A 12,915-nucleotide genomic window follows, 5' to 3' on the forward strand; every position below is an offset into this window, starting at 1 on the left:
GTTGGAACACGTTCGACCGCGTGAGAGTACGTGACCCCCGGGGAGGCACCGCGGATGCTCGCTCAGCAGCGACAGGCGGCCATCCTGGAGCGGGTCCGGCTGACCGGTGGTGTCCGGGTGACCGAGCTGGCCGTCGAGTTCGGCGTCTCCGACATGACCATCCGGCGTGACCTGGAGGCGCTGCACGAGCGCGGCCTCCTCGCCAAGGTGCACGGCGGCGCCACGGTCGCCGGCCCGAGCTCGACCGACGAGCCGGGCTTCCACGCCAAGTCCGTCCGCCAGTTGGCCGAGAAGGCCGCCATCGCGGACCGCGCGGCGCAGTTGGTCCGCCCGGGCGCGGCGGTCGCGCTCTCCGCCGGCACCACCACCGCCGAGTTGGCCCGGAGGCTGGTGGACGTGCCCGGCCTGACCGTGGTGACCAACTCCTTGCCGGTGGCCGAGATCCTGCACGCCGGCGGACGACCGGACCAGACGGTGGTGCTCACCGGCGGTGTCCGTACGCCGTCGGACGCGCTGGTCGGCCCGCTCGCGGTGGGCGCCGTCCGGGCGCTGCACCTGGACCTGCTCTTCCTCGGCGTGCACGGCATCACCGAACGGGCCGGCTTCACCACTCCGAACCTCATGGAGGCGGAGACCGACCGGGCGTTGGTGGCGGCGGCGGACCGGCTGGTGGTGCTCGCCGATCACACCAAGTGGGGCACGGTCGGCATCTCCTCGATCGTCGAGCTGGCCGCGGCACACGTACTGGTCAGCGACGACCAGTTGTCACCGCCCGCTCGACGGGTACTCGGCGAGCAGGTGGGCGAATTGATCATGGTGAAGGCGACGGGGGCGAGCCGCGTGACGGGCACGCCGACGAGTGAGGGGACGGCGCAGTGAAGCGCACCGCGATCGACCTGGCCGACGGCCGGGAGCTGATCTACTTCGACGAGCGCGACGACGCCGTCCGCGACCAGCCGGACCGCCGGGACCTGCCGCCGCCGCCCCCCGCGTCCCAACTGCGCTACGACCCGCTGACCGACGAGTGGGTGGCGGTCGCCGTGCACCGGCAGACCCGCATCTTCCTGCCACCGGCGAACGAGTGCCCGCTCGACCCGTCGGAGGGCGACCGGCTGACCGAGATCCCCGCCCCCGACTACGACGTGGTGGTCTTCGAGAACCGCTTCCCGTCGCTGAGCGGCCGGGTGTCCGACGAGCCCGGAGAGATCACTCCGTTCACGCCGGTCCGGCCGGGCCTCGGCCGGTGCGAGGTGGTCTGCTTCACCTCCGACCACAACGCGTCCTTCGCCAGCCTGCCCCCGCGCCGGGTCCGTACCGTGCTGGACGCCCTCGCCGACCGCACCGAGGTGCTCGGGGCGCTGCCCGGCGTGGAGCAGGTGTTCTGCTTCGAGAACCGGGGCGTCGAGATCGGTGTCACGCTGCACCACCCCCACGGGCAGATCTACGCGTACCCCTTCGTGACGCCGCGCACCCGGGCGCTGCTCGCCGCGGCCCGCCGCCACGCGGACCGGACCGGCGGAGGCAACCTCTTCGCCGACGTGCTGGCCGCCGAGCGTGCCGCCGGCGACCGGGTGGTCACCTCGAACGAGCACTGGACCGCGTTCGTTCCGGCGGCGGCCCGCTGGCCGTTCGAGGTGCACGTGGCGCCGCACCGGGCTGTTCCGGACATCCCCGCGCTCAGCGACAGCGAGCGGGACGCCTTCGGGCCGCTCTACCTGGACCTGCTGCGCCGCTTCGACGGGCTGTTCGACATGCCGATGCCGTACATCGCCGCGTGGCAGCAGGCACCCGTGCGGATCGACCGCGAGCTGGGCCACCTGCACCTTCAGCTGTTCAGCACCCGACGGGCCAAGGACAAGCTGAAGTACCTGGCCGGCTCCGAGTCCGGGATGGGCGTCTTCATCAACGACATCGCCCCCGAGCGCGCCGCCGACCTCCTGCGCGCCGCCTGAGACGAGCGGAGCGAGGGCGCGGGGGGCCCGGGACAGGGCCCCCCGCAGGGAAGGGACGGCAGGCTGTGCACCACACAGCCGGGAAGGCTGGCTGGTCGGGCACGCATGTCGCGAGGCGACCGCAGTCAACCTTCCTGGACGCGACTGGCATCTCGTCCACCCTGGTCAACGAGGCGCGCCGACCGGGGTGACGCCGGGTCGCGTGTCACCGCCGGACACGCCGGAGCCCGCCGGCACGTGCCGGCGGGCTCCGATTCTGCGGTACGCGAGGATCAGGCGAGCTTGCGCGCCAGGTTCTCGTCGAGCGCGTTCATGAACTCGTCGGTGGTCAGCCACGGGGCGTCCCGCGAGATGAGCAGCGAGAGGTCCTTGGTCATCTGGCCACCCTCGACGGTGTCGACGATGACCTGCTCCAGGGTGTTGGCGAACTCGGTGACCGCCGGAGTGCCGTCCAGCTTGCCCCGGTGCGCCAGGCCCCGGGTCCAGGCGTAGATCGACGCGATCGGGTTGGTCGAGGTCTTCTCGCCCTTCTGCCACTGCCGGTAGTGCCGGGTGACCGTGCCGTGCGCGGCCTCGGCCTCGACGGTGCGGCCGTCCGGGGAGAGCAGGACGGAGGTCATCAGACCCAGCGAGCCGAAGCCCTGCGCGACGGTGTCCGACTGCACGTCACCGTCGTAGTTCTTGCAGGCCCAGACGTAGCCGCCCTCCCACTTGAGCGCGGCGGCGACCATGTCGTCGATCAGCCGGTGCTCGTAGGTGATGCCGGCGGCCGCGAACTCGGCCTTGAACTCGCTCTCGAACACCTCGGCGAAGATGTCCTTGAAGCGACCGTCGTACGCCTTGAGGATGGTGTTCTTGGTCGACAGGTAGACCGGGTAGTTGCGGTCCAGGCCGTACCGGAACGAGGCCCGGGCAAAGTCCCGGATCGACTCGTCGTAGTTGTACATGCCCATGGCGATGCCGCCGCCGGGGAAGTTGGCGACCTCCATCTCCATCGGCGCGCCGCCGTCGGCCGGGGTGTAGGTGATGGTCACCGTGCCCGGGCCGGGGACGACGAAGTCGGTGGCCTTGTACTGGTCACCGTGGGCGTGCCGGCCGATGATGATCGGCTTGGTCCAGCCGGGGACCAGCCGCGGCACGTTGGACATGATGATCGGCTCACGGAAGACGACGCCGCCGAGGATGTTGCGGATGGTGCCGTTGGGCGACCGCCACATCTTCTTCAGGCCGAACTCTTCCACCCGGGCCTCGTCCGGGGTGATGGTCGCGCACTTGACGCCGACGCCGTGCTCCTTGATGGCGTTGGCGGCGTCAACGGTGACCTGGTCGTCGGTCTCGTCGCGGTGCTGGATCGACAGGTCGTAGTAGTGCAGGTCGACGTCGAGGTAGGGCAGGATCAGCTGCTCCCGGATCTGCTTCCAGATGATCCGGGTCATCTCGTCGCCGTCGAGCTCCACGACCGGGTTGTTTACCTTGATCTTCGCCATCGGCCGGCGCTCCTCTCGAGGGACACGTGCTCAAGCAGTACGAGCGTACTGGAAACTCGCCGGCAGCTCCCAGCCGGCCTCGACCTGCCGGTCTCGACCGGCCGCCGGAAACCGGGCTGCACCGCCCGGGCACTCCCTGACACCATCGCCGGATGCCACTGAGCCGCACCCTCGGGTCTATCACGGTCACCGCGCTGACGGACGGTGGGGGCGCCTTCTTTCAGCCCCGGACGGAGGCGTTTCCGCAGGCCACGCCGGCCCACTGGGCGGAGGCCGACCGGCGCGACCCCGACACCGTGACCACTGACGGGCAGTGGTGGCTGCCGTTCCGGAGCTTCGCGATCCGCGCTGGCGACTGCCCGGTCACCCTCGTCGACGCCGGAATCGGCCCGGCCGACGCGCCCGCCGCGAGCTGGGCGCCGGTGCCCGGCCGGCTGCCCGCCGAGCTGGCCGCCGCCGGCATCGACCCGGCCGACGTCCACACGGTCGTGCTGACGCACCTGCACAGCGACCACATCGGCTGGGCGGTCACCGGCACACCGGGACGACCGTTCTTTCCCAACGCGAGCTATCTGTTACAGCGCGCGGAGCTGGCCGCGGCGGAGTCGATCAACCCGGGGCTGCCGGCCGGCCTGATCGCACCGCTGCGCGCCGCCGGCCAGCTCCGGGTGGTCGACGGCGAGACCACCCTCACCCCGGGGGTACGCCTGCTGCCCACTCCCGGGCACACCCCCGGCCACCAGTCGGTGCTGCTGACGGCGGCCGACGAGCGAATGCTGCTCACCGGCGACCTGCTGGTCCACGCGGTGCAACTGGTCGACCCCACTCTGGCGTACGCCCACGAGGTCGACCCGGCCACCGCCCGACTGTCCCGGATCACCACCCTGCGCACCCACTCCCCCACCCTCCTGGCCACCCCGCACCTGGGCACCCCCTTCACTGCCCTGTGATCCCCATGACCACCAGGCGAAACGGCGCTCGCTCGATGCAGTCGAAAGCCCGGCCCGCCTGGCGTCACCCCCACCCTTTCCACCCACCCCAGCCCTGGTGATCAAGAGGTTTGCGTCACCGTGACCGCGATTCCTGACGCAAAGCTCTTGATCACCACGGTCGGGGCGGCCGGGGGTGGGGTGGCCGGGGGTGGGGTGGGACGGCGAAGGGCCCGCCGGCTGGCCGGCGGGCCCTTCGTGTGGGTCTGGCGCGATCACATGCTGGAGATGTCGCCCTGCTTCGCACGGACGGCCTCGGCGGCCTCCTTGAGGCTGGCCAGCTCGTCGGCGTCCAGGTCGGTCTCGACGACCCGCTTGACGCCCTCGGCGCCGATCGCGGCCTCGACACCCAGGTAGACGCCGGAGATGCCGTACTCGCCGTCGACCCAGGCGCAGACCGGCATGACCTCGCCGGAGTCCTCCGCGACGGCCTTCGCCATCCGAGCCGCGGCGGCCGACGGGGCGTAGTACGCCGAGCCGGTCTTGAGCAGCGCGACCACCTCGGCGCCACCGTTGCGGGTCTTGACGACCAGCTCCTCGATCTGGTCGGCCGGCATGGCGTCACGCAGCGGCTTGCCGTCGACCGTGCTCTTCGACGGCACCGGGACCATGGTGTCGCCGTGCGAGCCCAGGGTCAGCGTCCGGACCGACGCCACCGGAACGCTGAGCGCCTCGGCGACGAAGTTGCTGAACCGGGCAGTGTCCAACATTCCGGCCTGGCCGAGCACCCGGTTCTTCGGGAACTGGGTGGCGATCTGGGCCAGCGCGGTCATCTCGTCCAGCGGGTTGGAGACCACGATGACGACGGCGCTCGGGGCGTACTTCGCGACGTTCTCGGCGACCTGCCGCACGATCTTGGCGTTGGTCTCGAGCAGGTCCATCCGGCTCATGCCCGGCTTGCGCGGCAGGCCGGCGGTGATGACGACGACGTCGGAGCCCTCGATGGCCTCGTAGCCCTCGCCGTTCGGGCCGGTGGTCGCGCCGACAACCTTGGTCTCGAAGCCCTCGATGGCCCGCGACTGGTTGAGGTCGAGCGCGAGACCGGCGGGCTTGCCCTCCACGATGTCGGTGATCACGACGGTGTCGAAGACGTCGTACTCGGCCAGGCGCTGTGCGGTGGTGGAGCCGTAGAAGCCGGCCCCAACAACAGTGACCTTCTTACCCATGGTCGTCCCACTCCCTGATACCAGTCGGTTTTCCGGACCGTATCAGTCATCCTGGCACCGTTCGGGCCAGGGGCGGACGGTTACGGCCCGGGTGGGCGGGACGTCAGCCCCGCTCGGCGCGCTCGACGACGTTGCTGAGCAGCATGGCCCGGGTCATCGGGCCGACGCCGCCGGGCATCGGGACCAGCGCGCCGGCCGTCTCGGCGACCTCCGGGGCCACGTCGCCGGTGTAGCGGCCCTTGCCGTCCGAGCCGATCACCCGCGTGATGCCGACGTCCACCACCACCGCGCCGGGGTTGATCATGTCGGCGGTGAGCAGGCCCGGTACGCCGGCCGCGACGATGACGATGTCGGCGGCCCGGGTGTGCGAGGCGAGGTCGAGAGTGCCGGTGTGGCACAGGGTCACCGTGGCATTCTCGCTGCGTCGGGTGAGCAGCAGGCCGAGCGGGCGACCGACGGTGTTGCCCCGACCGACCACCGCGACGGTGGCACCGCGCAGCGCCACGTCGTGCCGGCGGAGCAGCTCGACGATGCCGCGCGGGGTGCAGGGCAGCGGACCGTCGTAGCCGAGCACCAGCCGGCCGAGGTTGACCGGGTGCAGGCCGTCGGCGTCCTTGTCCGGGTCGATGAGCTCCAGCACCCGCTGGGTGTCCAGGTGGGCCGGCAGCGGCAGCTGGACGATGTAGCCGTGGCACGCCGGGTCGGCGTTCAGCTCGGCCAGCACGTCCTCGACCTGCTGCTGGGTGGCGTCGGCCGGCAGCTCCCGGCGGATCGAGGCGATGCCCACCTCGGCGCAGTCCCGGTGCTTGCCGTTGACGTACGCCTGGCTGCCCGGGTCGGCCCCGACCAGGACCGTGCCCAGTCCCGGGACGATGCCGCGCTCCGCGAGTGCCTTGACCCGTATCCGCAGCTCGTCCTTGATCTCCGCCGCGGTTGCCTTGCCGTCCAGAAGCGTCGCCGTCACGATCCGATCGTCTCACGGCCGCCGTTCACCATTCCGACGACCTCGCTCGGGCCACCGGTCGACCTCCCCACCAGTCCCGTCGACCGTGACTATGTGTGACGTGCTTCTCATCACGCTCAGTGAGATTCTGTGCAGCTGATCACCCGCCAACCGGACAGGTCCGCCGCACTGGGCAGAGACCGGGCAACCGGTCGACATCTGGCGAGTCGGGCCGAGGCGGGTACGGCAGGTGCCGACGATGGGCGAAGAATCCGCACTTCAGCGCGTTTAAACACCAGTCGCACTAGCAAATCCGTCGCCCGTCGGCAAGCAGGGAAGCCCTGGACCGTTACGCACCCGCAACCGGCCCGTTGTCGAAGAGCCACGGCCGACCTACCGTTGCCGTTTGTTGCGCAGAGTTACCCAGCGTCGGGTCTGACTGCGCAGCGTGAGGAGATGAGGAGGCTCAATGCGAGTTCGTAGACTCGCCGCCTGGACCGCCCTCCCGCTCGCGGTGACGCTGGGCCTCGCGGCCTGCGGCAGCGGCGGAGACGGTGGATCCGACGGCAACGGCAGCTCAGCGGTCAGCATCCAGATCGGTGAGCCGAAGCACCTGGTTCCCACCAACACCACCGAGACGTCCGGTTCGCAGGTGATCGCCGGCCTGTTCGCCCCGCTCGTCGACTACGACGCCCAGAACAAGCCGTACGAGGTCGCGGCCCAGTCCGTCACCTCGTCGGACAACAAGGTCTGGACGATCAAGCTCAAGGACGGCTACACCTTCCACAACGGTGAGAAGGTCACGTCCGAGGACTACATCAACGCCTGGAACTACGGCGCGTACGCCCCGAACGGTCAGGACAGCAACTACTTCTTCGAGAAGATCGCTGGCTACCAGGACCTGCAGGGCAAGGCGCCGAAGGCGAAGACGATGACGGGGCTGAAGAAGGTCGACGACCTGACCTTCGCCGTGACGCTCTCCGCGCCGTACATCGACTTCCGCACGATGCTCGGCTACAACGCGTTCTTCCCGATGCCGGACGCCGCGTTCTCCGCTCCGGGCGTGCTCAAGGACTCCTACGAGCAGGCGCCGATCGGCCAGGGCCCCTTCAAGATGAAGGGCACCTGGCAGCACGACAGCAAGATCGACGTCGAGCGGTACGACGCGTACCCGGGCGAGAAGCCCAAGGTCAAGAACGTCGAGTTCCGGATCTACCAGCAGCTCACCGCGGCCTACGCGGACGTGCTGGCGGACAACCTGGACGTGCTGCCGACGATCCCGACCGAGAGCCTGAGCACCGCGCCGAGCGACCTCGGTGACCGGTACCAGACCAGCCCGATGTCGTCGTTCCAGTTCCTCGCGTTCCCGACGTTCGACAAGGCGTACAGCAGCCCGGACGTGCGCAAGGCCATCTCGATGGCGATCGACCGGGACGAGATCTCCAAGTCGGTCTTCAAGGGCTCGCAGCAGCCGGCCCGCTCGTTCGTCTCGCCGGTGCTGCCGGGCTACCGGGACAACACCGCGGGCAAGGCGGGCGAGTTCAACCCGACCGAGGCCAAGAAGCTCTACCAGGCCGCCGGTGGCCCGTCGAAGATCGTCATCTCCTACAACGGCGATGGCGGTCACAAGGACTGGGTCGACGCCACGGTCAACCAGCTCAAGGCCAACCTCGGTGTCGACGCCGTCGGCGTGGCCGAGCCGAAGTTCGCCGACCTGCTGACCAAGGTCGAGAAGAAGCAGCCGGTGGGCGCGTTCCGGATGGGCTGGGTGATGGACTACCCGACCATGGAGGACTACCTCGGCCCGCTGTACAGCACCAACGGCTCGTCGAACTACTACGGCTACAGCAACCCGCAGTTCGACAAGCTCGTCACGGAGGGTTCGGCCGCCAAGACGCAGGACGAGGCGATCGCCAAGTACCAGCAGGCGGAGGACATCCTGGCCAAGGACATGCCGGTGATCCCGCTCCGCTTCGGCGAGAACGTGTTCGGCCACTCGGCCAAGGTCAAGAACGTCGAGATGGACCTGTTCCAGCGGGTCAACCTCGTCAAGATCGAAGCGGCCAGCTGAGCTGACCATGGTGCGGGCCACCCGGGCGACGTTGCCCGGGTGGCCCGGACCGCGCTGTCACCGCCGGGCCGCTCACGCGCCCGGCGTCGGTGGCAGCGCCGGCCTCCCCCGGGCCGGACGGCGCGCGTCTCGGATATTTCGGGTACGACCAGAGATGCCGTCCTGCGACCCTTTCGCATATTTCCGGAGAGACTGCTAAGCATGTTCCGCTACATCTTGCGGCGCCTACTGCAGATGGTCCTGGCGTTCTTCGGGACCACCCTGATCGTCTACGCGCTGACGTTCGCCGGCCAGGGCGACCCCATCCAGGCCCTCGCGGGCGAGCGACCGGTGACGGCGGCCCAGCGGGCGTACCTGACCGAGAAGTACCACCTGGACGCCACCGGCGTCGGTGGCTTCTTCTACCGCTACTTCGACTACGCCAAGAGCCTGCTCCAGGGCGACCTCGGCCAGTCGCTGACCGGCCGCCAGATCGGCGACATCCTGGCCGGGGCCTGGCCGGTCACCGTGAAGCTCGCGCTCATCGCGCTCGCCGTGGCGATCATCTTCGGGGTCTCCGCCGGCGTGATCGCCGGCATCCGCCGAGCCAGCATCTTCGACAACTCGACGTTGGTGCTGACCCTGCTGGTGCTGGGCATCCCGACCATCGTGCTGGCACCGCTCGCGCAGTACTTCCTGGGCGTCAAGTGGCAGCTCTTCCCGCCGACCGCCGGCTCCGACCCGACGTTCTACGCGCTGCTCCTGCCCGGCATCGTGCTCGGCTCGTTGTCGCTGGCCACCGCGCTGCGACTGACCCGTGCCTCGGTGGCGGAGAACCTGCGCGCCGACTACGTCCGGACCGCCCGGTCCAAGGGCCTGGTCAAGCGCCGCATCGTCACCGTCCACGTACTGCGCAACTCGCTCATCCCGGTGATCACCTTCCTCGGTGTCGAGCTGGGCAACCTGATGAGCGGCGCGATCATCACCGAGGGCGTCTTCAACATCCCCGGCGTGGGCTTCAACCTCTTCCGCGGCATCCGCACCGAGGACGGCCCGCTGGTGGTGGGCATCGTCAGCGTGCTCGTCGTGGTCTACCTGGTCTCGAACCTGGTGGTGGACGTCCTGTACGCCGTACTCGACCCGAGGATCCGCTATGAGTGAGCGCAGCGAACGAATCATCAGCGCAGCGTGCCTGGGCGCTCCTGCCGGCACCGAGCGCAGCGAGGTGCAGGCATGAGTGACTTCGAAACCGTGGCGGCCACCGAGAACCAGGCCGCCCGGCGTGGGCCCTCGGGCGAGCCGGGCACGCCGAACCAGATCGGCGCCGCGCACAAGCCGCGCAGCCTGGCCGGGGACGCGTGGCGCGACCTACGCCGCAACCCGGTCTTCTGGATCTCACTGGCGCTGGTCGTCATCTTCACCCTGATGGCCCTGGCCCCCGGTGTGTTCACCTCCACCGACCCGAAGGACTGCCTGCTCTCCCGGCAGCACGCGGGACCGTCGGGCGGGGCCATCTTCGGGTACAACTTCCAGGGCTGCGACACGTACTCCCGGGCGGTCTACGGCACCCGGGCCTCGCTGCTGGTCGGTGCGCTCGCCGCGCTCGGCACCGGGGTGATCGCGCTGGTCGTCGGCATGCTGGCCGGCTACTTCGGCCGCTGGGTCGACGCGGTGCTCTCCCGGGTGATCGACGTGGTGCTCGGCATCCCGCTGCTGCTGGCCGCCATCGTGCTGCTCAAGCGGGTGTCCGGCGACGGCCAGTGGACCCGGCTCGTCGCGGTCGTCTTCGTGCTGGCCCTCCTCGGCTGGACCACCGCCGCCCGGGTGGTCCGCTCCTCGGTGATCACCGCCAAGGAGCAGGACTACGTGGCCGCGGCGCGGATGCTCGGCGCCGGCAACGGCCGGATCATGTGGCGGCACATCCTGCCGAACTCGCTGGCCCCGGCCATCGTCGTGCTGACCATCGCGCTCGGCTCGTTCATCGCCGCCGAGGCCACGCTCTCCTTCCTGGGCATCGGTCTGAGCCAGGAGACCATCTCCTGGGGCCAGGACATCGACACCGGCCGGATCCACATGCGGGAGGCGGCCACGCCGCTGATCGTCCCGTCGGCCTTCCTGGCGCTGACCGTGCTGGCGTTCATCATGCTCGGCGACGCGATCCGTGACGCCTTCGACCCGAAGCTGCGGTGAGATCATGACCAACCCCACCGTTCAACCGACACCTGCCTCCGCCACGCCCGAGGGCGGCCACCTGCTGGAGCTTCGGGACCTCCACGTCGAGTTTCGGACCAACGAGGGTGTGGCCCGGGTGATCAACGGCGTGTCCTACCACCTGGACGCCGGCGAGACGCTGGCTGTGCTCGGTGAGTCCGGTTCGGGTAAGTCGGTCACCGCCCAGGCGATCATGGGCATCCTGGACACCCCGCCCGCGGTCATCCGCTCCGGCCAGATCCTCTACCAGGGTCAGGACCTGCTCACCCAGTCCGAGGGGCAGCGCCGGCAGGTCCGCGGCAAGGAGATCGCGATGATCTTCCAGGACGCGCTCTCCGCGCTGAACCCGGTCTTCCCGGTCGGCTGGCAGATCGGCGAGACGCTGCGCCAGCGCGCCGGCATGTCCCGCAGCGACGCCCGCCGCCGGGCCATCGAGCTCATGGACCTGGTGAAGATCCCGGGTGCCGCGAAGCGGATCGGCGACTACCCGCACCAGTTCTCCGGAGGCATGCGGCAGCGCGTCATGATCGCCATGGCGCTGGCGCTGGACCCGAAGGTGCTGATCGCCGACGAGCCCACCACGGCACTCGACGTCACCGTGCAGGCCCAGATCATGGACCTGTTGGCCGACCTGCGCCGGGACCTCAACATGGCGATGATCCTGATCACCCACGACCTGGGTGTGGTCGCCGGCGTCGCGGACCGGATCGCGGTCATGTACGCCGGCCGGATCGTCGAGCACGCCGACGTCCGCTCGCTGTACAAGGCGCCGGCCCACCCGTACACCAAGGGGTTGTTGGAATCGATCCCGCGCCTGGACGTGCGCGGCCAGGAGCTGTCGACGATCAAGGGTTTGCCGCCGAACCTGATGCGCATCCCGTCCGGCTGCCCGTTCCACCCCCGGTGCCCGTACGTGCAGCAGGTCTGCGTGGACGTGGTGCCGCCCGACCTGGTCCTCGGCGACGGCCGGACCAGCGCTTGCCACTTCGCGCAGGAGGTCCGTGATGACAGCGCCCGCTAGCTCCACCAAGGTCCGGGGCGAGACCATCCTCGCCGTCGACAACCTGGTGAAGCACTTCCCGATCAGTCAGGGCGTGCTGTTCCAGCGGCAGATCGGCGCGGTCAAGGCGGTCGACGGCGTGAGCTTCGAGCTGCGCCGGGGCGAGACGCTGGGCGTGGTCGGCGAGTCCGGCTGCGGCAAGTCCACCCTCGCCCGGCTGCTGATGCGGCTGGAGACGCCCACCTCGGGCCGGGCCACCCTGGAGGGCAAGGACCTGTTCAAGGCCTCCGGGGGCGAGCTGCGTCGACTCCGCCGCAACATGCAGATGGTGATGCAGGACCCGTACACCTCGCTGAACCCGCGGATGACGGTCGGCGACATCATCGGCGAGCCGTTCGAGATCCACCCGGACGCCGCACCGAAGGGCAGCAAGGCCAAGCGGGTGCAGGAGTTGCTGGACCTGGTCGGCCTCAACCCCGAGCACATCAACCGGTACCCGCACCAGTTCTCCGGCGGTCAGCGCCAGCGCATCGGCATCGCCCGGGCACTCGCCCTGCGGCCCGAGATCATCGTCTGTGACGAGCCGGTGTCGGCACTGGACGTCTCCATCCAGGCCCAGGTGATCAACCTGCTGGAGCAACTCCAGGACGAGCTCGGGCTCTCGTACATCTTCATCGCGCACGACCTGTCCGTGGTGCGGCACATCGCCGACCGGGTGGCCGTGATGTACCTCGGCAGGATCGTCGAGATCGGCACCGAGGACGAGATCTACGAGCGGGCCACCCACCCGTACACCCAGGCCCTGCTCTCCGCGGTGCCGGTGCCGGACCCGGAGGCGCGCGATCAGCGCACCATGATCCGGCTGGTGGGCGACGTGCCGAGCCCGGCCGACCCGCCGAGCGGCTGCCACTTCCGCACCCGCTGCTGGAAGGCCCAGGACATCTGCGCCGTCGAAGACCCGCAGACGGTCCCCAGAGCAGCGGACCCGCACCCCTCGGCCTGCCACTTCGCCGAACTCCGCCCCGCAGGCACGCCAACCCCCTAACCCCGCCCGCACGCCGGCGCGCGGGCGGCGGCGCCGCGCCCCGCGCCCCGCGCGCCGCGAAGTCGGAGGGCA

Annotated in this window: 11 protein-coding genes; 8 read left to right on the forward strand and 3 right to left on the reverse strand. The window is 69.9% G+C overall.

Annotated features, from left to right (window positions below; genetic code table 11):
- The first annotated feature begins 54 nt into the window (after positions 1-54).
- Positions 55-879 (forward strand): DeoR/GlpR family DNA-binding transcription regulator, encoded by an 825-nt coding sequence (locus tag V6V47_RS22265; RefSeq protein ID WP_334630235.1) that lies wholly within the window; start codon positions 55-57, stop codon positions 877-879.
- Positions 876-1,952, forward strand: a complete 1,077-nt coding sequence (gene galT, locus V6V47_RS22270) for a galactose-1-phosphate uridylyltransferase (protein WP_334630236.1) — start codon at positions 876-878, stop codon at positions 1,950-1,952. Before V6V47_RS22265 ends, galT begins: the two co-directional genes overlap by 4 nt.
- Before the next feature lie 272 nt (positions 1,953-2,224).
- Here the strand turns inward: galT and V6V47_RS22275 are convergent, their stop codons facing one another.
- A complete protein-coding gene (locus tag V6V47_RS22275; protein ID WP_334630237.1) occupies positions 2,225-3,439 on the reverse strand; it encodes an NADP-dependent isocitrate dehydrogenase in 1,215 nt (404 codons plus the stop codon).
- Positions 3,440-3,591: 152 nt separating this feature from the next.
- Here V6V47_RS22275 and V6V47_RS22280 point away from each other — a divergent pair, with 152 nt between their 5' ends.
- A complete protein-coding gene (locus V6V47_RS22280) occupies positions 3,592-4,389 on the forward strand; it encodes an MBL fold metallo-hydrolase (RefSeq protein WP_334630238.1) in 798 nt (265 codons plus the stop codon).
- A gap of 254 nt (positions 4,390-4,643) precedes the next feature.
- Here V6V47_RS22280 and V6V47_RS22285 read toward each other — a convergent pair whose 3' ends face one another.
- The gene (locus V6V47_RS22285) at positions 4,644-5,594 is read right to left on the reverse strand and encodes a malate dehydrogenase (RefSeq protein WP_334630239.1); all 951 of its coding nucleotides are present in this window, start codon (positions 5,592-5,594) and stop codon (positions 4,644-4,646) included.
- A gap of 103 nt (positions 5,595-5,697) precedes the next feature.
- Positions 5,698-6,558 (reverse strand): bifunctional methylenetetrahydrofolate dehydrogenase/methenyltetrahydrofolate cyclohydrolase, encoded by an 861-nt coding sequence (locus tag V6V47_RS22290; RefSeq protein ID WP_334630240.1) that lies wholly within the window; start codon positions 6,556-6,558, stop codon positions 5,698-5,700.
- A gap of 448 nt (positions 6,559-7,006) precedes the next feature.
- Here V6V47_RS22290 and V6V47_RS22295 point away from each other — a divergent pair, with 448 nt between their 5' ends.
- The 5 genes from V6V47_RS22295 (at position 7,007) to V6V47_RS22315 (ending at position 12,843) form a co-directional block, all read left to right on the forward strand.
- On the forward strand, positions 7,007-8,608 hold the full coding sequence (locus V6V47_RS22295; RefSeq protein ID WP_334630241.1) for a peptide ABC transporter substrate-binding protein: 1,602 nt from the start codon (positions 7,007-7,009) through the stop codon (positions 8,606-8,608).
- Between the two features lie 201 nt (positions 8,609-8,809).
- Positions 8,810-9,748 carry an ABC transporter permease gene (locus V6V47_RS22300; RefSeq protein WP_334630242.1) on the forward strand — a complete coding sequence of 313 codons (939 nt, stop codon included), beginning with the start codon at positions 8,810-8,812 and terminating at the stop codon, positions 9,746-9,748.
- Positions 9,749-9,820: 72 nt separating this feature from the next.
- Complete coding sequence (locus V6V47_RS22305; RefSeq protein WP_334630243.1) at positions 9,821-10,777, forward strand: ABC transporter permease; 957 nt, start codon at positions 9,821-9,823, stop codon at positions 10,775-10,777.
- Between the two features lie 4 nt (positions 10,778-10,781).
- Positions 10,782-11,819: an ABC transporter ATP-binding protein gene (locus tag V6V47_RS22310; RefSeq protein ID WP_334630244.1), complete on the forward strand. Its 1,038-nt coding sequence runs from the start codon at positions 10,782-10,784 to the stop codon at positions 11,817-11,819.
- A complete protein-coding gene (locus tag V6V47_RS22315) occupies positions 11,803-12,843 on the forward strand; it encodes an ABC transporter ATP-binding protein (protein ID WP_334630245.1) in 1,041 nt (346 codons plus the stop codon). The genes V6V47_RS22310 and V6V47_RS22315 overlap by 17 nt, the downstream gene beginning before the upstream one ends.
- Positions 12,844-12,915 lie beyond the last annotated feature (72 nt).

It is taken from the genome of Micromonospora sp. CPCC 205539, from assembly GCF_036906815.1.
In the GTDB taxonomy this organism is placed as follows: Bacteria; Actinomycetota; Actinomycetes; order Mycobacteriales; family Micromonosporaceae; genus Micromonospora.